This window comes from Micromonospora globispora (assembly GCF_003857015.1).
Taxonomy (GTDB): Bacteria; Actinomycetota; Actinomycetes; order Mycobacteriales; family Micromonosporaceae; genus Micromonospora; species Micromonospora globispora.
The window spans coordinates 1-21,383 of record NZ_QGGF01000273.1 but is presented as its reverse complement, the minus strand read 5'-3'; the positions used below and the strand labels follow the sequence as shown (position 1 = coordinate 21,383).

General features: G+C 73.3%; 18 protein-coding genes. 11 read left to right on the top strand and 7 right to left on the bottom strand.

Annotation, left to right across the window (positions count from 1 at the left end; genetic code table 11):
* The first annotated feature begins 268 nt into the window (after positions 1-268).
* Complete coding sequence (locus tag DKL51_RS12840; protein WP_124812079.1) at positions 269-1,834, top strand: aldehyde dehydrogenase family protein; 1,566 nt, start codon at positions 269-271, stop codon at positions 1,832-1,834.
* A gap of 115 nt (positions 1,835-1,949) precedes the next feature.
* Here the strand turns inward: DKL51_RS12840 and DKL51_RS12835 are convergent, their stop codons facing one another.
* The gene (locus DKL51_RS12835; RefSeq protein WP_124812078.1) at positions 1,950-3,011 is read right to left on the bottom strand and encodes a GNAT family N-acetyltransferase; all 1,062 of its coding nucleotides are present in this window, start codon (positions 3,009-3,011) and stop codon (positions 1,950-1,952) included.
* 81 nt (positions 3,012-3,092) lie between these two features.
* Entirely contained in the window at positions 3,093-3,797 is a 705-nt protein-coding gene (locus tag DKL51_RS12830) for an ACT domain-containing protein (RefSeq protein WP_109946311.1), read from the bottom strand.
* A gap of 149 nt (positions 3,798-3,946) precedes the next feature.
* Here DKL51_RS12830 and DKL51_RS12825 point away from each other — a divergent pair, with 149 nt between their 5' ends.
* Positions 3,947-5,035 (top strand): phosphotransferase family protein, encoded by a 1,089-nt coding sequence (locus tag DKL51_RS12825; RefSeq protein WP_124812077.1) that lies wholly within the window; start codon positions 3,947-3,949, stop codon positions 5,033-5,035.
* Between the two features lie 25 nt (positions 5,036-5,060).
* Here the strand turns inward: DKL51_RS12825 and DKL51_RS12820 are convergent, their stop codons facing one another.
* From DKL51_RS12820 to DKL51_RS12810, 3 genes are all read right to left on the bottom strand, one after another.
* A complete protein-coding gene (locus tag DKL51_RS12820; protein ID WP_124812076.1) occupies positions 5,061-6,107 on the bottom strand; it encodes a LacI family DNA-binding transcriptional regulator in 1,047 nt (348 codons plus the stop codon).
* Between the two features lie 82 nt (positions 6,108-6,189).
* A complete protein-coding gene (locus DKL51_RS12815) occupies positions 6,190-7,617 on the bottom strand; it encodes a GH1 family beta-glucosidase (RefSeq protein ID WP_124812075.1) in 1,428 nt (475 codons plus the stop codon).
* Positions 7,618-7,761: 144 nt separating this feature from the next.
* A complete protein-coding gene (locus DKL51_RS12810) occupies positions 7,762-8,307 on the bottom strand; it encodes a plasmid pRiA4b ORF-3 family protein (RefSeq protein WP_109946307.1) in 546 nt (181 codons plus the stop codon).
* A 151-nt stretch (positions 8,308-8,458) separates the two neighbouring features.
* Here DKL51_RS12810 and DKL51_RS12805 point away from each other — a divergent pair, with 151 nt between their 5' ends.
* Positions 8,459-9,205: a pyrimidine reductase family protein gene (locus tag DKL51_RS12805; protein WP_109966475.1), complete on the top strand. Its 747-nt coding sequence runs from the start codon at positions 8,459-8,461 to the stop codon at positions 9,203-9,205.
* A gap of 125 nt (positions 9,206-9,330) precedes the next feature.
* On the opposite strand, the gene DKL51_RS12800 is transcribed toward DKL51_RS12805, so the two are convergent.
* Both DKL51_RS12800 and DKL51_RS12795 read right to left on the bottom strand, forming a co-directional pair.
* Entirely contained in the window at positions 9,331-10,878 is a 1,548-nt protein-coding gene (locus tag DKL51_RS12800) for a M4 family metallopeptidase (RefSeq protein WP_109946305.1), read from the bottom strand.
* Positions 10,879-11,166: 288 nt separating this feature from the next.
* Positions 11,167-12,801, bottom strand: coding sequence for an alpha/beta fold hydrolase (locus tag DKL51_RS12795; protein WP_109946304.1), 1,635 nt, complete (start codon positions 12,799-12,801; stop codon positions 11,167-11,169).
* Between the two features lie 234 nt (positions 12,802-13,035).
* On the opposite strand from DKL51_RS12795, the gene DKL51_RS12790 reads away from it, so the two are divergent.
* The 8 genes from DKL51_RS12790 to DKL51_RS12755 all read left to right on the top strand — a co-directional run bounded on the left by DKL51_RS12790 (position 13,036) and on the right by DKL51_RS12755 (position 21,266).
* Complete coding sequence (locus DKL51_RS12790; protein ID WP_124812074.1) at positions 13,036-14,784, top strand: ATP-binding protein; 1,749 nt, start codon at positions 13,036-13,038, stop codon at positions 14,782-14,784.
* A gap of 11 nt (positions 14,785-14,795) precedes the next feature.
* Positions 14,796-15,944: an exonuclease SbcCD subunit D gene (locus tag DKL51_RS12785; protein ID WP_109946302.1), complete on the top strand. Its 1,149-nt coding sequence runs from the start codon at positions 14,796-14,798 to the stop codon at positions 15,942-15,944.
* The gene (locus DKL51_RS12780) at positions 15,944-17,026 is read left to right on the top strand and encodes an AAA family ATPase (protein ID WP_124812073.1); all 1,083 of its coding nucleotides are present in this window, start codon (positions 15,944-15,946) and stop codon (positions 17,024-17,026) included. Before DKL51_RS12785 ends, DKL51_RS12780 begins: the two co-directional genes overlap by 1 nt.
* 10 nt (positions 17,027-17,036) lie before the next feature.
* On the top strand, positions 17,037-17,993 hold the full coding sequence (locus tag DKL51_RS12775; protein ID WP_124812072.1) for a hypothetical protein: 957 nt from the start codon (positions 17,037-17,039) through the stop codon (positions 17,991-17,993).
* The gene (locus DKL51_RS12770) at positions 17,993-18,850 is read left to right on the top strand and encodes a spermidine synthase (RefSeq protein WP_109947899.1); all 858 of its coding nucleotides are present in this window, start codon (positions 17,993-17,995) and stop codon (positions 18,848-18,850) included. Before DKL51_RS12775 ends, DKL51_RS12770 begins: the two co-directional genes overlap by 1 nt.
* Positions 18,851-18,934: 84 nt before the next feature.
* Positions 18,935-19,633, top strand: a complete 699-nt coding sequence (locus DKL51_RS12765) for a sigma-70 family RNA polymerase sigma factor (RefSeq protein WP_109947900.1) — start codon at positions 18,935-18,937, stop codon at positions 19,631-19,633.
* Entirely contained in the window at positions 19,630-20,415 is a 786-nt protein-coding gene (locus tag DKL51_RS12760; protein ID WP_124812071.1) for an anti-sigma factor family protein, read from the top strand. Before DKL51_RS12765 ends, DKL51_RS12760 begins: the two co-directional genes overlap by 4 nt.
* 203 nt (positions 20,416-20,618) lie before the next feature.
* Entirely contained in the window at positions 20,619-21,266 is a 648-nt protein-coding gene (locus DKL51_RS12755; RefSeq protein WP_124812070.1) for a hypothetical protein, read from the top strand.
* Positions 21,267-21,383 lie beyond the last annotated feature (117 nt).

The following is a 21,383-nucleotide window of genomic DNA, read 5'->3' as shown; positions in this document are numbered from 1 at the left end:
GCGCTGATCCGTACCGATCGGTAACCCGGTCGACGACGCCCGGAGCTGGATCACATCATCGATATCTGCTGATCGATTTTGCGCGTACGCCCAGGTCAGAGCCGGTTGGGGGGGGCCGCGAGTGGACGCGGCGGCCGTCGACCGGCGGGCCGGGTGTCCTGGCATACGAGCGTACGGTTGCCGCCGCGCTCGACGGCGCGGGACAGTACGCGACACCAGCGGTGCCATCGACGCCGCCGCTCCCCCGGTCAACGCTGAGGAGATCGCGATGGCTCTCAGACTCGCCGAAGGCACCGCCTGGTCCGACACCCTCGCCCGCGCGGTGGCCGCCGCACCGGAGGCCTTCGGGTCGTCCGCCGACGGCCGCGCCACCCTGCACAACCTGATCGAGGGCGACTGGCGCGCGGTCGGGACGCCCACCCCGGTCCGCACCCCGGTCGACAACACCGTCCTGGTCAACCTGGCCCGGCTGGACGCCGACACCGCCCGCGCGGCGGTCGCCCACTCCGCCGCCGCGCACCGCGACTGGGCGCAGACGCCGCTCGCGGAACGCAAGGCCCGGGTGACCGACGCCCTCGACGCGCTCACCGCGCAGCGCGACCTGCTGGCCCTGCTGCTGGTCTGGGAGATCGGCAAGCCGTGGCGGCTGGCCTGCGCCGACGTGGACCGCGCCCTGGACGGCGTCCGCTGGTACGTCGAGGAGATCGACCGGATGCTCGCCGACGGGCGGGAGCCGCTGCCCGGACCGGTCAGCAACATCGCCTCCTGGAACTACCCGATGAGCGTGCTGGTCCACGCCGAGCTGGTGCAGCTGCTCGCCGGCAACGCGGTGATCGCGAAGACCCCGTCGCAGGGCGGCGCGGTCTGCCTCACCGTCGCGCACGCCCAGATGCACCGCGCCGGGCTGCCCGCCACGCTCGTCTCGGGCAGCGGCGAAGAGCTGTCGGAGGTGCTCGTCCGCGCCCCCGAGATCGGCGCGGTCGCCTTCGTCGGCGGTCGCTCCAACGGCGGCAAGGTGGCGGCCGCCCTGCTCGACTCCGACAAGCGGCACTTCATCGAGCAGGAGGGCCTCAACGCCTGGGGCATCTGGAACTTCTCCCAGTGGGACATGCTCGCAGCCCACGTGAAGAAGGGCTTCGAGTACGGCAAGCAGCGCTGCACCGCGTACCCGCGGTTCGTGGTCCAGCGCGACCTGGTCGACGAGTTCCTCGACATGTACCTGCCGGTGGTGCGCTCGGTCCAATTCGGACACCCGCTCGCCGTCGGTGACGACTGGGCGGCCGGCGACCCGCTCCCCGAGCTGGACTTCGGCCCGCTGATCAGCGCCGCCAAGGCCGAGGAGCTGCGCCGCAAGGTCCACGAGGCGGTACGCGGCGGGGCGGTACCGCTGCACCGCGGCAAGCTCGACGGTGCGCCGTTCCTCGACGGTCAGGACACCTCGGCGTACGTGGCGCCGGCCGTGCTGCTCGCCCCGCCCGGGCACTCCCGGCTGATGCACGCCGAACCGTTCGGCCCGGTCGACACCATCGTCGTGGTGGACACCACCGACGAGCTGCTGGCCGCGATGAACGCCTCCAACGGCGCGCTGGTCGCGTCCCTGGCCTGCGACGACGAGGAACTGGCCGGGAAGCTGGCGGTCGACCTCCAGGCGTTCAAGGTGGGCATCAACAAGCCGCGGTCCCGCGGCGACCGGGACGAGCCGTTCGGCGGCCGGGGCGCCTCGTGGAAGGGCGCCTTCGTCGGCGGCGACCTGCTCGTGCAGGCGGTCACCCAGGGCGGCGACGACCGGCTCTACGGCAACTTCCCGGACTACAGCAGCTACCCGGCCACCTGAGCCCGGGCAACAGCAGGGCCCCCGCACCGGGGGCCCTGCCGTTGCACCGCCCCCGTACCGGAGGACGGCCGGGTCCACCGGCGCCGGTGTCACCCGGCGCCGGTGCTGCTGTCGGTCAGCGTGCCCGGTCCGCCGGGACGGCCACCGGGACGGCCAGCGGCACGGTCGCTGTGACCACCGGACCGTCCCGCTCCACGGGCGCCGGCCGGCCCAGCCGGGCCAGCGTCCGCAGCATCGGCGCGTTCTCGGCGTGGACGTGCAGCACCAGCGCCGCGTACCCGGCCCCCTCGGCGTGCCGGACCAGCCGCCGGAGCAGGGCCGACCCGACCCCGCGCCGCTGCCAGTCGTCCCGCACCAGCAGCGCCACCTCGGCCTCGTCCCCCTCCGCGATCAGATTCGCCATCGCGACCACCGAATCCGCCTCGCCACCGGAGCTGGTCTCGGCGGCGACGAGGGTGAGGCCGCGCGCCGGTTCCAGCAGCTGGCGCAGCCGCGGCGCCGACGGGCACGGGATCGCGCTCAGGTAGCGCCGGTACCGGCTGCGCGTGGAGCAGAGCTCGTGCAGCTCCACCACGCCCGGCACATCGTCCGCCGTCGCCGGCCGTACCAACAGCTCGGCGCCATCCGGCAACAGCAGGTTCACCTGGTCCGCCGCCCGGCGGACCACGGCCGCCGCCAGCTCGACGAGCGCCTGCGCCCGGGCGTACTCGGCCGGGGTGAAGCTCGGCGCGCCCCGGTGCAGCTCGTACGACCCGCCGCTCGGGTCGGCCAGCAGCATCCTGGCGGCGCCGATGCCGGCGCGGGCACCGGCCGGCATCGGTCGCCAGGTCACCGTGTCCGCGCCGAGCAGGACGCGCAGCGCCTCCCCGGTCGCGTCCGGGTCCCGGACCAGCCGGGCGGCCAGCCCGAGCACCCGGGTGGGCTGATCGACCAGGCCGCGCGCCTCGCTGCGCGCCACCCAGCAGTCCCGTCCCCTCCCCCGCTCGACGGCGGCCAGCAGGTCGGCCTCGTCGAGGCCGTCCGGCGCGTCGACGAGGAAATCGTCGACGGCCCCCGCCTCCGTCGTGTGCACCTGCACGGTGAGGATGTTGACCCCGCGCAACGCGAGGCTCGCCGTGAGCACCGACAGGTAGCCCGGCCGGTCGTCCACGGTGGCTCGGATCCGCCACAGCGCCATGTCTGCTCCCTTCCTCACCACAAGACCCTGCCGGTCGGCTGTTGCGGCGCCGTTGCCCGCCGGTGACGCGACGGGATCCGGTCAGGTGACGCTGGTCACGGGCGGCGCGCCGACCAGGTCGAGACGGTCGCCCAGGATCACCGCGCCGGCCCGGACGAGCTGGGCCAGCCGGTCCACCTCGGTCGTGTGGAACGCGGCGGCGGCCAGCGGCTCGGTGCGGTCCCGCGCCACCACCAGCACCAACCCGGCCCGGCCGAACGGCGTCACCGCGTAGTGGGTGCCGGCGGGAGAGGTCAGCGCGCGGGCCCGCAGCGGGGTCACCTCCGGCAGCGCGGGCGGCGCCGGGGCCCGCCAGCTGGCGTACCCGATGGTCGCCTCACCGGCCCCGCCGCTGCGGGAGGCCCAGTCCAGGGGTACGACGGCGGCCACCGCCCAGTCGGCGGCGACCAGCCCGGGCACCGCGTCGACCAGGGTGGCCACCCCGTCGGTGGGGTTCGCGGCGATCTGGGCGAGCAGCTCCGCGTCCTGGCCGGTGGTGGTCGGCGCGCCGATGGCCCGCCATACCCCGTCCACCCGTACGCCGGGGATGGCGGCCAGGCCGGCCATCAGCCGTTCCACCTGCGCCGCGCCCGGCCAGACCACGGTGAAGTCGTCCACCGCCCGGCCGCCGAGCCGTTCCAGGACCACCACTTGGACGATGTCGGCGCCGGCGACGCCGAGCGTCCGGGCCACCTGGCCGAGCGTGCCGGGTCGGTCCGGCAGGGTCACCCGAACTCTCAGCAACATGTCTGGTCCCTCCGCTCGGCGGGCCGGCCGTCGCGGCCGGCAGGCTGGGCACCAGCCTGCTGGTTGACCATTTCGCCCCTGTTGCCGCCGGATATCCCAGGGGAAAATCCGACCTTGACAACAAGGCTGAGCTGCCATCAACTATTCGGATGACCGAACCGGCCGTCGACGCACCCCAGACCCCGACCGGCACGGAGTCCGGCCGGTCACCGAAGGGGCTGGACCTCGACCGGCTCGCCGCGTACCTGGCCGAGCACCGGCCCGACCTGGCCACCGGCCCACTGTCGGCCCGGCTGATCGCCGGCGGCAAGTCCAACCTGACGTACCTGGTCCGCGCCAGCGAGCAGGAGTTCGTGCTGCGCCGGCCGCCGCTCGGGCACGTCCTGGCCACCGCGCACGACATGGCCCGCGAGCATCGGGTGATCTCCGCGCTGACCCCGACCGAGGTGCCGGTGCCGGCGGCGCTGCTGTACTGCGCCGACGACCAGGTGATCGGCGCACCGTTCTACCTGATGGAGAAGGTCGACGGCGAGGTGTTCCGGAGCCGGTCGCAGACCGACCCGCTCACCGCCGGGCAGCGGCGCGACCTGGCGATGGCGATGATGGACACCCTCGCCGCGCTGCACATGGTCGAGCCGGCCTCAGTGGGGCTGGCCGACTTCGGCCGCCCCGACGGCTACCTCGGTCGGCAGGTACGCCGCTGGGCCGGCCAGCTCGACCGCTCGCGCAGCCGCCCGCTGCCCGGGATCGACGAGCTGCGGGACGGGCTCGCGGAGACCGTACCCGAGGGCGCCAACGCGGGGCGGATCGTGCACGGCGACTACCGGTTGGACAACCTCCTGGCCTCGGTCGACCCGGTCTCCGTCCGGGCGGTGCTGGACTGGGAGATGGCCACCCTCGGCGACCCGCTGGCTGATCTGGGGCTGCTGCTGACGTACTGGGACGTGCTCGGAAACAGCGACGCCGCCGACGGCAACCCGGTGGCCGACGGGCTCGGTCCGCGGGCCGGCTTCCCCACCGGCGCCGAGCTGATCGAGCGGTACGCCGGCCGCAGCGACGTCAACGTGGGGCCGCTGCACTGGCACGTCGCGCTCGGCTGCTTCAAGCTCGCGGTGATCTGCGAGGGGATCCACTACCGGCACACCCTCGGGCAGACCCTCGGCGGCGGCTTCGACCGGATCGGCGACATAGTCGCCCCCCTGGTCGACCACGGCCTCCACGCAGTCCGCGAGAGGTAACCACCGCCGGGCTCGGGCCCGCCGGTCAGGCGGAGGCGCGGTGGATGAGTTCGGTGGGCAGGACGACGTGCGGGGTGGGGACCTCCTCGCCGCTGATCCGGGAGACCAGCAGCCGGGCCATCTGGCGGCCCATCTCCTCCACCGGCTGGAAGACCGTGGTCAGCGGCGGCTCGGCCTGCCGGGCGATCGGGGCGTCGTCGAAGCCCACCACCGCCACGTCCTCGGGGACCCGCCGGCCGGCCTCGCGCAGCGTACGCAGGGCACCGAACGCCATCAGGTCGGAGGCGACGAAGACCCCGTCCAGGTCCGGGCAGATCTCCAGCAGCCGGCGCATGCCGGCGGTGCCGCTGCCCTCGCTGAAGTCCCCGTACGCGATCAGGTCCTCGTCGGTGCCGGCACCGGCGGACCGGATCGCCTCCCGATAGCCGGCCAACCGCGCCACGCCGGCGCCCATGTCCTGCGGGCCGGCGATGTGGGCGATCCGGCGGCGGCCCTGGCCGGCCAGGTGCTCCACCGCCTGCCGGGCTCCACCGACGTTGTCCACGTCGACGTACCAGGCCGGCTGGGCGCCCGGCTCCAGCATCCGGGCCGGGCGACCGCCGAGCACCGTCGGCAGGCCCCGCTCCTCCAGCAGGGTGGGCAGCGGGTCGGCGTCGTGCAGCGAGAGCAGAAGGACGCCGTCGACGTGCTGGTTGGTCAGGTGGTGCTCGACCCGTTCCCGCTCGATCGGCGACTGCACCATGGCCAGCCAGAGCTGCATCGGGGTGTCCAGCAGGCCGGAGCTGACGCCCCGCACGATGGCGGCGAAGAACGGCTCGGTGAAGACCCGCTCACCGGACTCGGAGACCACCAGCGCCACCGAGTCGGTCCGCTGCGTCACCAGCGCCCGCGCAGCCCGGTTCGGCACGTACCCGAGCTCGGCGATCGCCGCTTGGACGGCGGCCCGGGCCTCCGGGCTGACCTGGGGCGAGCCGTTGACCACGCGAGAGACCGTGCCGCGCCCCACGCCGGCGCGGGCGGCGACCGCGTCGAGGGTCGGGCGCCCGAGCGAGCGGGTGCGCTGCGTTGTCATCGTCTGCTCCTCCGACGTCGGACGGACCCGGCACCTCCAACGGCGTCGGTGCCGGACCGCCCGTTACTGGCTGACCTGGAGCCTATTGTGCGGCCAGCCCGTTGCGTCGGATCACGTCGGCGTACCACCGGGCGCTGGACTTGGGGATCCGTGCCTGGTTGTCGTAGTCGACGTAGACCATGCCGAAGCGCTTGGTGTAGCCCCACGCCCACTCGAAGTTGTCCAGCAGTGACCAGGCGAAGTAGCCCTTGAGCGGCACCCCGGCGCTGATCGCCGCGTGCGCGGCGCGCAGGTGCGCGTCGAAGTACGCCAGCCGCTCGGGGTCGTCGACCCGGCCGTCGACCACCCGGTCGACGAAGGCGGAGCCGTTCTCGGTGACGTAGAGCGGCAGGTCGGTGTAGTCGCGGTGGACCCGTTGCAGCGTCTCGACCAGTCCGGGGGCGTCGATCTCCCAGTCCATGTCGGTGACCGGGACGCCCCGGGTGACGAATCGGACGTCCTCGCTGCCCGGCCAGCACGACGGCGCCCGCCAGTACGCCTCGGGCTCCGCGCCGGGCATCGGCGCGGCGACCACGTGCCGGCTGTAGTAGTTGACCCCGACCAGGTCCAGCGGGGCGGAGATGATCTCCAGATCGCCGTCCCGGACGTGCCCGAAGTCGCTGACCCGGCGCAGGTCGGCCGTCAGGTCCGTCGGGTACCACCCGCGCAGCACCGGATCCAGGAAGAACCGGTTCGCCAGCCCGTCGATGCGCCGGGCCGCGTCGATGTCGCCGTCCGCGTCGGTGGCCGGGGTGACCGGGTAGAGGTTGAGCGTGATGCCGAGCTGGGCCTCCGGGCGGGACGCCCGCAGCGCCTGCACGGCCAGCCCGTGGCCGAGCATCAGGTGGTGGCCGGCCCGGACGGCGTCCGCCCCGTCGGAGCGCCCCGGCGCGTGGACCCCGGAGCCGTAGCCGAGGAACGCCGAGCACCACGGCTCGTTGAGGGTGGTCCAGTGGCGCACCCGGTCGCCGAGGGCGTCCGCGACGAGCTGGGCGTAGTCGGCGAACCGGCCGGCGGTGTCCCGGGCGGGCCAGCCGCCGGCGTCCTCTAGCGGCTGGGGCAGGTCCCAGTGGTAGAGGGTGAGCCAGGGCTCGATGCCGTGCGCCAGCAGTTCGTCGACCAGTCGCCGGTAGAAGTCCAGCCCCTCCTGGTTCGCCGCGCCCGCGCCGCCGGGCTGCACCCGCGGCCAGGAGATCGAGAACCGGTACGAGGTCAGCCCCAGCTCCGCCATCAGCCGGACGTCGTCGGGCATCCGGTGGTAGTGGTCGCAGGCCACATCGCCGGTGTGCCCGGCCACCGTCCGGCCCTCGGTGTGGCTGAACGTGTCCCAGATCGACGGGGTGCGTCCGCCCTCACGGGCCGCCCCCTCGATCTGGTACGCGGCGGTGGCCGCGCCCCAGTGGAATCCGGGCGGGAAGGCGAGCTCCCGTCCCGGGTCGAGGAGGCCGAGCGGGGTGGCTGGGTTGCTCACGACGTGACGGCACCTTCCAGGCAGGGTCGGCAGAACTCCCATGAGCCTGTCGGCCGGCGTCACGTGTGTCAACGCATGCGTGGGAGCGTTCCCATTTCGTTACCGGCCCACCCGAGGGCAGCAACCGGGCGCGCCTCGCCGCAGTCAGCAGAGGCGGCGCAGCAGGGTCGAGGCCCGGGCGGCGTCGAAGGCGTCCGGGTCGAAACGCTCGCCGGCCCACTCCCGCATCGCCCCGTGCTCGGGGTGACCCGGATCGGCCAGGGCGGCCAGCAGGACCAGATAGCCGGAGGGGCCGCCGACGTCCTCCGGCGGGCAGGCCCGCTCCCCGTCCATGCAACAGGGGTAACGCTCGTCCGGATCGGCGGTGCAGACGTCCTCCACCAGCAGGTCGTGCTCCCACCAGTCGCCGAAGTCGTACGTGTAGTGGAACCGGCTGCCCTTGCTCACCACCTCGTCCAGGCGGACGTCCAACTCGTCGCGGAGCGCCAGCTCACCGTCGGGGTCAGGCTCGCCGTACTGGAGGCCGTCGATCTCGAACGAGTGCAGGTGGCAGTCGCGCCAGCCCATCGCGTACTGCACCACCCGGTGCAGCCGGTCCAGGGTGTACCCGCCGGGCACCAGCACCCGCCGCCACACCGGCGGCCGGACCCCGGCCAGGGAAACGTTCAACTGGAAGATCTGACGCGGCATCGTTGTCCCAACCTCCCTCGGCATAGGCTGCCAGCATGATCTGCCGAGCGTGCCGCGAACGACGGCACGACGAGTGTCCAGGGCGGAAGTGGTGCGACTGCCAGCACCGTACCCCCCGACCCACCCCTCCGGTCACCGGTCCGGCCAGCGAATGACCGTTGGAACAGCGATTTCCCGGATCTGGCCGACGCCGGCGACCGGACCGCTGACGGATGCTGAACTCGCCACGCTCTACGGCCGCGCCGACGGACCGCACCTACGGGTGAACTTCGTGGCCAGCGCCGACGGGGCGGTCACCCTCGACGGGTACTCCGCCGGGCTGTCGGGCGAGCCGGACAAGCGGGTCTTCGGGCTGCTGCGGATGCTTTGCGACGGCCTCGTGGTGGCCGCCGGGACGCTGCGGCACGAGGGCTACCGGGCCGTCCGGCTCAGCGAGCCGCGCCGCGCCTGGCGGCGGGAGCACGGTCTGGCCGAGTACCCGACGCTGGTGGTGGTCTCCGGCTCGCTCCGGCTGGACCCGACCCAGGCGGCGTTCGCCGACGCACCCGTCCGGCCGCTCGTGCTCACCCGGTCCGCCGTCGAGCCGCCGCCGGGGCTGACCGAGGTGGCGGAGCTGATCCGCTGCGGCGACGACCGGGTGGACCTCGCTGCCGGCCTCGCCGAGCTGCGCCGCCGCGGGCTGCACCAGCTGCTCTGCGAGGGCGGCCCGTACCTGTTCGGTGCGCTCACCGCGGCCGACCTGGTCGACGAGCTCTGCCTCACCGTGGCGCCCCTGCTTGCCGGGGCCGGTCCGGGCCGGATCACCGCCGGCGACGCCAGCCCGCCCCGGGAACTACCGCTGCGCCACGCGCTGGCCGCCGACGACGGGACGCTGATGCTGCGCTACGCCCGCGAGTGACGCCGTCAAGCAGCGAACGGAGGCCACCACCGGCTTGTACGCTGGCGCCCGGGCGTCAACCGGAGCCGGGTACGACGAACGGGGGCGGCGCTGTCCGCGCCGCCCCCGTCACCGGGTCGTGTTGCTCAGTTGACGCTCACGGCCGACCAGGCGGCGGCGACCGTGTTGTACTCGGTGCTGCCGCTGCCGTACAGGTCGGCGGCGGCGGAAAGGCTGGCGGCTCGGGCACCGGCGTAGTCGGTGCGCGAGGTCATGTAGACCGTCAGGGCGCGGTACCAGATGGCGCCGGCCTTGGCGTTGCCGATGCCGGTCACCGTGCTGCCGTTGCAGGTCGGGCTGTTGCCGTACGACGACGCGCCGCTGCCGACGGCGAGCAGGTAGAAGAAGTGGTTCGCCACGCCCGAGGAGTAGTGGACGTCCAGGCTGCCGACCCGGCGGGACCAGCAGTCGGCCGAGGAACCGTCCTTGGACGGCTTGTCCATGTAGCGCAGCGGCACGCCGTTGGTGCGCAGCTCCTCGCCGATCAGGTAGTCACCCGGGTCGTTGCTGTTGGCCGCGTAGAACTCGACCATGGTGCCGAAGATGTCGCTGGTGGCCTCGTTGAGGCCGCCGGACTCACCGCTGTAGCGCAGGCCGGCGGTGTTGCTGGTGACGCCGTGGCTCATCTCGTGCCCGGCCACGTCCAGCGAGGTCAGCGGGGTCCAGCCCTGGGACGGGTCACCGTCGCCGTACGTCATGCAGAAGCAGGAGTCGCTCCAGAACGCGTTGACGTAGTTGGTGCTGTAGTGCACCCGGCTGTAGGCGGCCACACCGTCGTTGCGGATGCCGTTGCGGCCGAAGGTGTTCTTGTAGTAGTCCCAGGTCTCGGCCGCGCCGTAGGCCGCGTCGGCGGCGGTGGTCTGGCGGTTGGCCAGGGTGCCGTCGCCGAAGACGTTCGAGGCGTTGGTGACCAGGGTGCCGGTGCCGCTGGTGCCACCGTTCAGGTCGTAGGTCTTGTGACCGCCCCGGGCGCCGTCGTTGAGCTGGTAGGTGCCGCCGGAGAGGGTGGTGCCCACCGGGACGGAGCCGGAGTGGAAGGTGTTGCCGGTGCCGTCCGCCTGGATGGCGTCCCACGCGTCGCGGACCGCGCCGGTGGTGGCGTCGACCAGCACGTTCAGCTGGCTGGGCGTGCCGTCGGCACGGACCCCGCTCACCACGACCTGGTAGGCCAGGGCGGTGCCGGAGCGGCCGGCGTCGTAGACCAGCTGGCTGCCGTCGACTTTGGTGCCGGTGGCGGTGGAGGCGGCCAGCGCGATGCGGCCGGCGGCCGCGGCGCTGATCGTGGCCTTGGCGCCCCGGGTGGGCGCCGCGGTCAGGGTCTGGCTGGCGCCCCGCCAGGTGTTGCCCTTGCCCAGGTGCACGACGGTGTCGCCGCCCAGGACCGGCAGGCCGTCCTGGTAGCGGTGCACGCGGACGTGCTCGGTGCCGTCGGCGTCGGTGAGGACGTTCTGGAGGGTGAAGCTCTGGCCGTCGGCGACGAGCGCGCTGCCCGCGTGAGCCTTGAGCTGGGCCACCGCGCGGGTGAACGCGTCGGCGGAGGTGGCGGGCGCGGCGGAGGCCGTGGCCGGCAGCGTGCCGGCCGCGGCCAGCAGCGCGGCCGTGGCCAGCCCGCCGAGGAGAGTGGTACGACGCATGAAGTTCCTACCTTCACTAGGACTGCCAGTCGGGGGGTGCCGACTGACGGGTGATCCGTCGGTGGTGGACAACGGACCGGTCGCGACTCCGCAGGTGACGGGCGCGACGGCGCAGCACGGATCGATGGACAAAAGATCCTCGATGCGCTGTTGCATATTTTTGCGTCACGGTGCCCTTCCCTGTCACGAGTTGCGGCCAAGATTTTTTCCACAACTTTTCGTGCCGCGTTCACCACGTGGTGCAACGGAGGCGGTTCGGATGGGCGCGGTGGTCGGGCGCCGGCCAGCTCAGCGGGCCTGGCAGACGCGGCCGGTGAAGGCCGGGTCGGCCTCCCGGGTGGCCGACCAGATCGGGTTGACCGACAGCGCGAGCGGGGGAGGCTGCCACGCGGCACCCAACCGCTGCAGCAGGCGGTACTCCCGCCTTGGTCGGTCGATCTCACCGCCGGCGAGGAAATCCACCACGCGGGTCTCAGCGGCCCGCCGGCCGAGCAGGCCCCCGTGGAAGGCGGGCAGCTGGAAGACCGGGATCTGGCTGTACTCGCCGGGCGGCGCCTCCACCGCACTGACCGTCGGCAGGAACGCGATCATGCGTACCCCTGGCACCGGGCAGAGCGTGCGGTTGCGAAGGAAGGGCGCATCGACCAGGACCGAGCGGACGAACGGCTGGTCGGGGTTGCTCTTCACCTTCTGCGGCAGGTTCGCCAGCGCGAAAATGCCCCGCAGCTCCCAGCCCACGGCCAGCCCCCAGCCGCTGTGTCCCGGCGGCGGATAGTAGGCCCGGCCCGGCTGGACCAGCGGGCTGAACAGCATCACCGCCTCCACCGGGGACGGCTTCGGCCACTTCTCCAGGTACATGCGGGCCACCATGGCGCCCTCGCTCTCCCCGAGCAGCGCGACCGGCCGGCCGGTACGCCGGTGCACCTCGTCGACCTGCGCCGCGAGCAGGGCCGCGCTGGAGCCGAGCGACTGGTGGGTGTCCCTCGGCCCGTACTGCAGTGGCCTGCCCTGGCCGTCGAGCCCGCGATAGGAGAAGCGCTCGACCCGCGGATCCGCCGGCGGCCGTCCGTCCCAGCGCGAATCGTGCCCGGCGATCGCGATCAGCGCGTGCGGGACCCGGTCCGGCAGCGGCTGGGAGATCACCGGGGGACGCCACTCCTTCGGCCCGCTCACCACCAGGCCGAACAGCGACTGCCACCCGACCGCGGCGGCCATGGTGAGCAGGATCGCGATCGGTGCCACCGGGACCCGCGGCCAGCGGATCCGCCGGGGCAGTGCGGCCGCGGCCACGGTCTGGCGCCAGAGCAGCGCGTTCGCCGCTCCGGCGAGGGCGACCACCGCGACCGACCACCAGCCCGGAACGCTCACGACGAGGGCGGCGGCGGCTGTGAGCAGCGCGAAGTTCAGCAGCGACCAGCCGAGCAGTTCGACCGTGGGCAGGCCCCGCCACCAGTGCCCGACCACCCCGGCCCGCTGGAGGAACGGGGTCAGCACCAGCATCGGGATGAGCGAGGCGAGCAGGTACCAGGAGAGCGCGACGGTGGAGAACGCGACCGAGAGCGCGGCCCAGGGCGAGATGATCACCGCGGCGAGCGCGGCCACCTCCAGGTTCCGCTTGACCAGCCATTCGAACGAGGGACGGTTCACGCTCGCGGGCCAGGCCAGCGCGGTCAGCCCGGCCGACAGGACGCCCCGGAAGGCGATGAGGGCCAGCAGGCCGAGCAGGAACGACCACCAGGAGTTGTGGTAGACCAGCAGCCAGCGCAGGTCGTGGTAGGAGTCGTACGGCCAGACGGCGGTGACCTGGGGAGGCAGGCCGCGAGCGCCGTGGAAATTGATGGCCATCAGCGCGGCGGCCTCCAGCACCGGGGGCAGCACGGCGAGGGCCAGCAACGCGGCCCATCGGCCACCTGACGAAGTCACGGTCGCTCCTCGCGCCCGGGATCTGGGCTACCTGCATGTTCTCCCGGATGAGCGCGGCCGGGGCGGAAAAGGGGACGATCCGGTGACGGAACGCGCACGCGCCGTTCCGCTGGGCCAGGATCCCCGAGGTGGTGGCGTGGCGTCCGCCGCGTCGCGTGGCAACCTGTCGCATCCCTCGGGCAGGATGCTCCACGTGCCCCGCGACCGAGACGACCAGCCGACCGGAGTCCGCCGATGACCGACGACCTGCTCGACGGCCCCGGCGAGGCGGTCGGCCGGGTGCTCGGCACCGCCGACGCCACCCCGCTGACGTTCTGGACCGCCGTCTCCCCCGGCAGCTACCTCCAACTCGACGACGTGGTGGTCACCCGCCGCGAGCTGCCCGACCGGGAGCCGGTGACCATCGCCGGCGTGGTCACCCAGGTCCGCGCCCGGCACGAGGGTGCCCAGTTCGACTCCGACGTCTTCGCGATCGCCGACGGCACCCTCCCGGCGCAGGTGCAGGAGGCGGCCGAGGTCACCACCACCCGGGTCGACCCCGAGCTGTACGTGCCGCCCACCCCGGGCGCGGTGGTGCACCGGGCCGAGGGGGACGCCCGGGCCCGGGCGCTGCACTTCGACCGGATGGAACGGCGCATCCCGATGGGCATGGGCCGCGACGGCGTCCCGGTCTACCTCAACGCCGACTTCCTCGACGGCACCCGGGGCGCACACGTCTCCATCTCCGGCATCTCCGGGGTCGCCACCAAGACCAGCTTCGCCACCTTCCTGCTCTACTCGGTCTTCCGCTCGGGGGTGCTCGGCGGCGACGCGGTCAACGCCAAGGCGCTGATCTTCAACGTCAAGGGCGAGGACCTGCTCTTCCTCGACCACCCCAACACCCGGCTCGACGACGCCACCCGGGCCGAGTACGCGCGGCTCGGGCTGGACGCCGGCGCCTTCCCCGACGTGCGGGTGTACGCGCCCCCCCGGGTCGGCGACTCCTCCGGCACCCCGGACGTGAGCAGCCGGCTCACCGGCGTCGACAGCTTCTACTGGACGCTGAGCGAGTTCTGCGCCGACCGGCTGCTGCCGTACGTCTTCGCCGACGCGGACGACGAGCGCCAGCAGTACACGATGGTGGTGCACTCGGTCGCCGCCCACCTGGCCCGGTACGCCCAGCCCGCCGACGGTGGAGTGAGCATCGACGGGGTCCGGCTCGGGTCGTACGCCGACCTGGTCGACCACATCGTCGAGCAGCTCAACGACGATGAAACCCGGAGCGACTGGGCCGGCAGCGCGGTCGGCCTCGGCACGGTCAACGCGTTCGCCCGCCGGCTGATCGGCAGCAAGAAGGACCTGGGCCGGCTGATCCGGGGCGACCTGGCCACCCGCCGCCCACACAGCATCAACACCGCGGAGAGTGCCCAGGTCACCGTCGTCGACCTGCACAACCTGCCGGACCGCGCGCAGCGCTTCGTGGTCGGCGTGACGCTCAAGAGCGAGTTCGAGCGCAAGGAGAAGGCCGGCACCGCCAAGCCGCTGCTCTTCGTCGTCCTCGACGAGCTCAACAAGTACGCCCCGCGCGAGGGCTCCTCCCCGATCAAGGAGGTGCTGCTGGACATCGCCGAGCGGGGCCGCTCGCTCGGGGTGATCCTGGTCGGCGCGCAGCAGACGGCGAGCGAGGTGGAACGGCGGATCGTCACGAACTCTGCGATCCGGGTGGTCGGCCGGCTCGACCCGGCCGAGGCGTCCCGCCCCGAGTACGGCTTCCTCCCGCCGGCCCAGCGGCAGCGGGCGCTGCTCGCCAAGCCGGGCACCATGTTCGTCAACCAGCCGGACATCCCGGTGCCGCTCTGTCTGGAGTTTCCCTTCCCGGCCTGGGCGACCCGGGTCTCCGAGGCCGGCCGTGCCCCCTCCGAGACGCTGCGCTCGATCACCCAGTCGGCGGACCCGTTCGCGGTGGTCGGCTCGGGCACCACCGACGACGACATCCCGTTCTAGGGAGCGCACCGATGAAGATCCTGCACACCTCCGACTGGCACGTCGGGAAGGTCCTCAAGGGCCAGTCCCGGGCCGAGGAGCACAAGCAGGTGCTCGCCCAGGTGATCGAGATCGCCCGGGCGGAGCGGCCCGACCTGGTCATCGTGGCCGGCGACCTCTACGACACCGCCGCGCCCACCCCCGAGGCGACCCGGCTGGTGACCCGGGCGCTGACCGCGCTGCGGCGCACCGGGGCGGACGTGGTGGCCATCGGCGGCAACCACGACAACGGACCGGCGCTGGACGCGCTGCGCCCCTGGGCGGAGGCGGCCGGGATCACCCTGCGGGGCAGCGTCCGGGACAACCCGGCCGAGCACATCATCGACGGCACCACCCGCGACGGCGAGCGCTGGCAGCTCGCCGCGCTGCCCTTCCTCTCCCAGCGGTACGCCGTCCGCGCCGTGGAGATGTACGAGCTCACCGCCGCCGAGGCCAACCAGACGTACGCCGACCACCTCGGCCGGGTCCTCGCCCGGCTCACCGAGGGTTTCACCGAGCCCGACCGGGTGCACCTGGTCACCGCCCACCTGACCGTGGTCGGCGCGAGCACCGGCGGCGGCGAGCGGGACGCCCACACCGTCCTCGGGTACGCCGTACCGGCCACGGTCTTCCCCGGGAACGCGCACTACGTGGCGCTGGGCCACCTGCACCGCTCGCAGCGGGTGATCGGGCCCTGCCCGGTGCGGTACAGCGGCAGCCCGCTCCCGGTCGACTTCGGCGAGCAGGAGAACGTCGGGTCGGTGACCGTCGTCGAGGTCACCGCGAAGACCGCCGCCCAGATCCGGGAGGTACCGGTGCCGGGGGCGGTCCCGCTGCGCACCGTCCGGGGCACCCTGGCCCAGCTCGCCGAGGTCGACGCGCCGGAGGGCTGGCTGCGGGTGTACGTTCGCGAGCAGCCCCGGGCCGGGCTCCGCGAGGAGGTGCAGGAGCTGCTCCCCCGCGCGCTGGAGATCCGGATCGACCCGGAGCTGGTCCCCGTGCCCGGCAGCGGCACCCGCACCGCCCAGCGGGCCGGCCGCTCCCCCCACGACCTCTTCGCCGATTACCTGAACAGCCGGGGGCACGCCGACGAGGGCGTCCAGGAGCTCTTCGACGAGCTCCTCGAGGGGGTCGACCACTGATGCGACCGATGCGGCTGGACATGGCCGGCTTCACCGTCTTCCGCGAGGAGACCACCGTCGACTTCACCGACGCGGACTTCTTCGCCCTGGTCGGCCCGACCGGCTCCGGCAAGTCGACGGTGCTGGACGCGATCTGCTTCGCCCTCTACGGCACCGTGCCCCGCTGGGGCGGCACCCGCGGCCTGGCGAACGCGCTGGCCCCGTCCGCCAACGAGGCCCGGGTTCGGCTGGTCTTCGAGTCCGCCGGCGCCCGGTACGTGGCCACCCGGGTCGTCCGGCGGGACGGCCGGGGCACGGTCAAGACCGCCAACGCCGGATTGCAGCTCATGCCCGCCGGCTTCGACGTGACGAAGCTCGACACCGGGCTCAGCCCGGAGGATCTCGGCGAGGTGGTCGCCGGCACCCCCGCCGAGATGGAGCGGGCGGTGCTGGAGGCGGTCGGGCTGCCGTACGAGCAGTTCACCAGCTGTGTGCTGCTGCCACAGGGGCAGTTCGCCGACTTCCTGCACGCCAAGCCCGCCACCCGGCAGCAGATCCTGGTCAACCTGCTCGGCCTCGGGGTCTACGAGGAGGTGCAGAAGCGGGCCGTCGAACGCGCCGGGCACCTGCGGGCCAACAACTTCGAGCGGTGGCTGCTGGCTGAGGCGTTGGATCTGCTGGTTGACGGCGCGTCGAGGATCCTGCGCGAACTCTCCAACGGCCAGTACGACCTGGTCCACGACAAGGGCGAGTTCTTCGTGGTCGACCACCACGACGCCGGTCTGCGCCGGGCCGTCCGCACCCTCTCCGGCGGGGAGACCTTCCAGGCCTCGCTGGCGCTGGCGCTCGCGCTGTCCGAGCAACTGGCCGGGATGTCCACCACCGCCGCCAGCCTGGAGTCCATCGTGCTCGACGAGGGCTTCGGCACGCTCGACGCGGCCACCCTGGACACCGTCGCCGCCACGCTGGAAAACCTGGCCGCCCGCGGCGACCGGATGGTTGGCGTGGTCACCCACGTGCCGGCGCTGGCCGACCGGATCCCGGTCCGCTTCGAGGTCCGCAAGGACGCCCGCACCGCCCGCGTCGAGCGGACCGGCCTGTGAGGGGTACAGCGTGACGCGGTTCTTCGTCGACGCCTGGGATCCGGCGTACGGGGCGTCGTTCGAGGCGGGCGGCGGCGGCCCGGCGGCACCGAGCAGCGCCCAGGTCGACGCGGACGTCGAACTGCCCGCGGTGGACTGGCGGGCGATCGGCGTCCGGCGGGACGTGCTCGCCCCGGAGGTGGTGCTGCTCGTCGACGGGGTACGCCGGATCGACGCCAGCCTCTGGACGGCCGAGGAGGACGGCGGCTCGTTCCCCGGCATCGCCGCCTCGTACGCGGCCGGGGTGGTCCGCTGCGACCTGGAGCGGGGTGCGGCCGAGCTGGCCGGCGCCCGGGTCAGTCGGGGCCTCTTCACCGCGAGCCCGTCCGCCGAGGACGTGGTCGCCGGGCGGGTGCGGTACCCGGTGCACCGGGTCGGCGGCACGGGTGAGCTGAGCAAGCTCCCGCCCGCGGTGCAGGGCCCGCTGACCGCGCTGGAGGTGGAGGTCTCCAACGCCGCCCGGATCGACGGTGACCTGCTGGTGGTGGACGGCCCGCTGCGCAGCCGCCGGCAACTGCCGCGCACCCTCGGCTACATCAAGACCCAGCACAGCCAGTACCTCGACGCCCGGCTCACCGCCGTGGTGACCGGGCTGACGCCGGGTCAGCGGTCCCCGGTGTTCCGGCTCGGCACCGCCTGGGGCGGTTACTCGTGGTATCTCCGGCTGCCGGTGACGAGTGGGGCCCCCTGGGCCGGCATCGTCCGGGTGGAGTGTTCGGCCGAACTGACCGACGCCCAGGCGATCGAACTGGCCGACCTCTCCCTGGTCACCCTGCCCCGGTTCGCCTCCACGCCGTACAAGGACCCGCGGGCGCCGCAGAATCTGATCCCGATCGCTGGGCTGGAACGCCGGCTGCGCGGGCTGCTCGGCGACGCCCGACTGCTGCACCGGGTGCTGACCGCGGCGGCCCGGGGGATCCGGCGCTGATGGGACGCCGACGGGGCGCCGACCGGGTGGTCGAACAGGTCGACACCGGGCAGGCCGAGCTGGTGCCGGCCGCCGACCGGCCGGGCTCGTGGACGCTGCTGCTCGACGGTACCCCACAGTCCCACGTGGACCTGGCCGACCCGACCCACCTGGAATTCGAGTACGTCCGGCGGCTCGCCGCGGCGATCGACATGATCGTCCCGGCCGGCGCGCCGCTGCGCGTGCTGCACCTCGGTGGTGGCGCGCTGACCCTGCCCCGGTACGTCTCCGCCACCCGACCCGGGTCCACTCAGCGGGTGTCCGAGGTGGACGGCGCCCTGGTGGACCTGGTGCGGCGGGCGCTGCCCTGGCCCACCGACCCCCGGTTGCGGGTGCGGGTGGCCGATGCCCGGGCCACCCTGACCGCCGGTCGGGACGGCAGCTACGACGTGGTGGTCGCGGACGTCTTCGCCGGTGCCCGCACCCCGGCCCACCTCACCTCTGTGGAGTACGCCGCCGAGGTGGCCCGGGTGCTCCGCCCCGGCGGCTTCTATCTGGCGAACATCGCGGACGGCCCACCGCTGCGGCACGCCCGCGCCCAGGTCGCCACAATACGGTCGGTGCTGCCCCGGGCCTGCCTGGTCGGCGACGCGGCGGTGCTGCGCGGCCGGCGCTACGGCAACCTGGTGCTGGTGGCGTCCCGGGTCGAGCCGCCGGTGCCGGAGCTGACCCGGCGCGCGGCCGGTGACTGGTTCCCCGGCCGGGTGCTGGCCGGCGTCGAGTTGGACCGGTTCGCCGGCGGCGCCCCGGTGGTGCACGACGCGGACGCCACCGACTCCACCCCACCCCCGCCCGGAATTTTTTCCGTGCGCCGTTGATCCGCTCGGCGGATCACTCCGTATCACCGGGCGGCCACGCCCGTGGGGCGCCGGCTGATGTCATCTGGACACCCGGAGGTCTGCATGCATGCGGTGGCGGCCGGCTGGCAGGGCGACGTGGTCAGGCCCGAGTGGATGTTCGCCCGGGCCCAGCCGCATTCGCGCGCATCGGGGTCGGGCCGTGGGGTCGACGCTCGCCCCGCCGGTCGCCAGAATGACCCGGTGACGCCGCGACCGGCGCCCGGGCGCCACCAGGCCGCGTCCCCTGAGGCCAGTCATTCCGACCAGCTGATCCGGCTGCTCTACGCCGAGCACGCCGGGCCGCTGCTGATGTTCGTGATGCGGCTGACCGGGGGCGACCGGCAGCGCGCGGAGGACATCGTCCAGGAGACGCTGTTGCGCGCCTGGCGCAACGCGCACCGGCTGGGCACCCAGGGTCAGGGATCGCTGCGCCCGTGGCTGGTCACCGTGGCCCGGCGGATCGCCATCGACGAGCACCGCAGCGAGCAGGCCCGCCCGGCGGAGACGTACGACCGGGATCTCACCGCGTTCGCCGAGGCGGACAGCACGGACCGGGTCCTGCGCACGATGACGGTCGCGGACGCGCTGCGTACGCTGAGCCAGTCGCACCGGGAGATCCTGGTGGCGACGTACTTCCGGGGCCGTACGGTGCCGGAGGCGGCCGAGGAGCTGGGCCTTCCGCTCGGCACCGCCAAGTCGCGCGTCTACTACGCGCTGCGCGCGCTGCGCACGGCTCTGCAGGAGCGGGGGGTGACGGAATGAGCCGGGCAGACCACCTGGACGTCGCGGCGTACGCGCTCGGCGTGCTGGATCAGGCGGACACCGAACGGTTCGAGGAGCACCTCGCCACCTGCTGGGCGTGCGCCGCCGAACTGGAGACGATGGTCCCGGTGGTGGGGCTGCTCTCCGGCATCGACGGCGAGACGATGAGCGCGCTGGAGCAGACCCACACCGACCCGGCGTTGCTGGACCGGACGCTGATGGCGGTGCGGCTGGACCGCCGGCGGGACCGGTTCCGGCAGCTGCTGGCCACGGCAGCGGCCGTGGTGGTCTTCGGCGGCCTGACCGGCGTCGGCTTCGCCAGCATCGCGGGGACCGACGACGGTCCGCAGGTGGTCGCCGAGTCGACCCTGACCGCCCCGGTCACCGGCCCGCCGAGCAGCAAGCCGTCCGACCCCGACGACCCGGGCGACGGCGGTACCGAACACGAGGGCGAGCAGCACAACCAGGTGGACCCCACCACGGGCGTGAAGACCACGATGTGGCTGGCCAAGAAGGAGTACGGCACCCAGATCGACGTGTATCTCACCCGGCTGCCCGGACCACGTACCTGCCGGCTGGTGGTGTTTCGGAAGAACCACACCACCGAGGTGGTGTCGACCTGGGCGGTGCCGAACGGCGGCTACGGCACGAACGTCAACCAGCTTCCGCTGGAGCTGAGCGCGTCCACCTCGGCCGGCCGGGACGACATCACCAAGATCCAGGTGCAGTCCGTCGACGTGAAGGGGGTCGCCAGCCCGCTGGTGACGCTGGCCGGCCTCTGACCCGCCACGATCCCCGGCGCCGGGCGGTCCACGCCCCGCGCCGCTTCGGCGTGTCCACAGCGGAACGCCTTCCGTGCTCCGGCACGCATCGACGGACCGGACGGTTCAATCCGTCCAATGTGAAATGGAGCACCCTTTCTCCTTCAACCTTGACAGCGAGCCGGCCGTACTACCCGGTGAACTGCCAAGAATGAGGAGGGCACGTGGCACAGCTGAAGCGAACCGTCATCGTCGCGAGCGCGATGGTCGCACTAACGGCCTGCGCTCCCGCGGGTTACGACGGGGCGAACTCGAGCGCGGCCGAGCCGGTCGCCGTCGCCGCGGCCGAACCCACCGCGGCCGAACCGGAAGCCACCGCCACCGCGGAGGCCGCCGATCAGGCGCCCCCGGCCGACGTCCGGCTCACCGAGCAGCTGGTCGGCAAGAAGCTGCCCCGGATGGGCGCCGTGGTGACCGACCAGGACGGCTGGGTCCTCTACCGCTTCGACAAGGACTCGGCCGACCCGCCGTCGTCCAACTGCGTGGACAAGTGCGCCCAGGTCTGGCCGCCGGCGCTGACCGACGGCAACCCGCAGCTGCGGGGCGTCTCCGACGACAAGGTCGGCACCATCACCCGCCAGGACGGCACCCGGCAGCTCACCGTCGGCGGCTGGCCGGTCTACCGCTACATCGGTGACAAGAAGCCGGGCCAGTGGAAGGGCCAGGGCGTCGGCGGCACCTGGTTCGTGGTCGACCCGAACGGCAAGAAGAACCTCACCTGCGTGCCCACCGGCACCCCGAAGCCGGTCGCCCCGCCGTCGACCGGCGACTCGGGCAGCTCCGACGGTGGCAGCTCCGGGTACTCGTACTGACCCGTCGCCCCTGGACACGGTGGCCGGTCGCAGCCGGGGAGGGCGCGGCCGGCCACCGTCGTGAGCCCGGACGCCGGCGTACCGGCAGCGCCCCCGCGTCCCGGCGCGGCGTCTGTC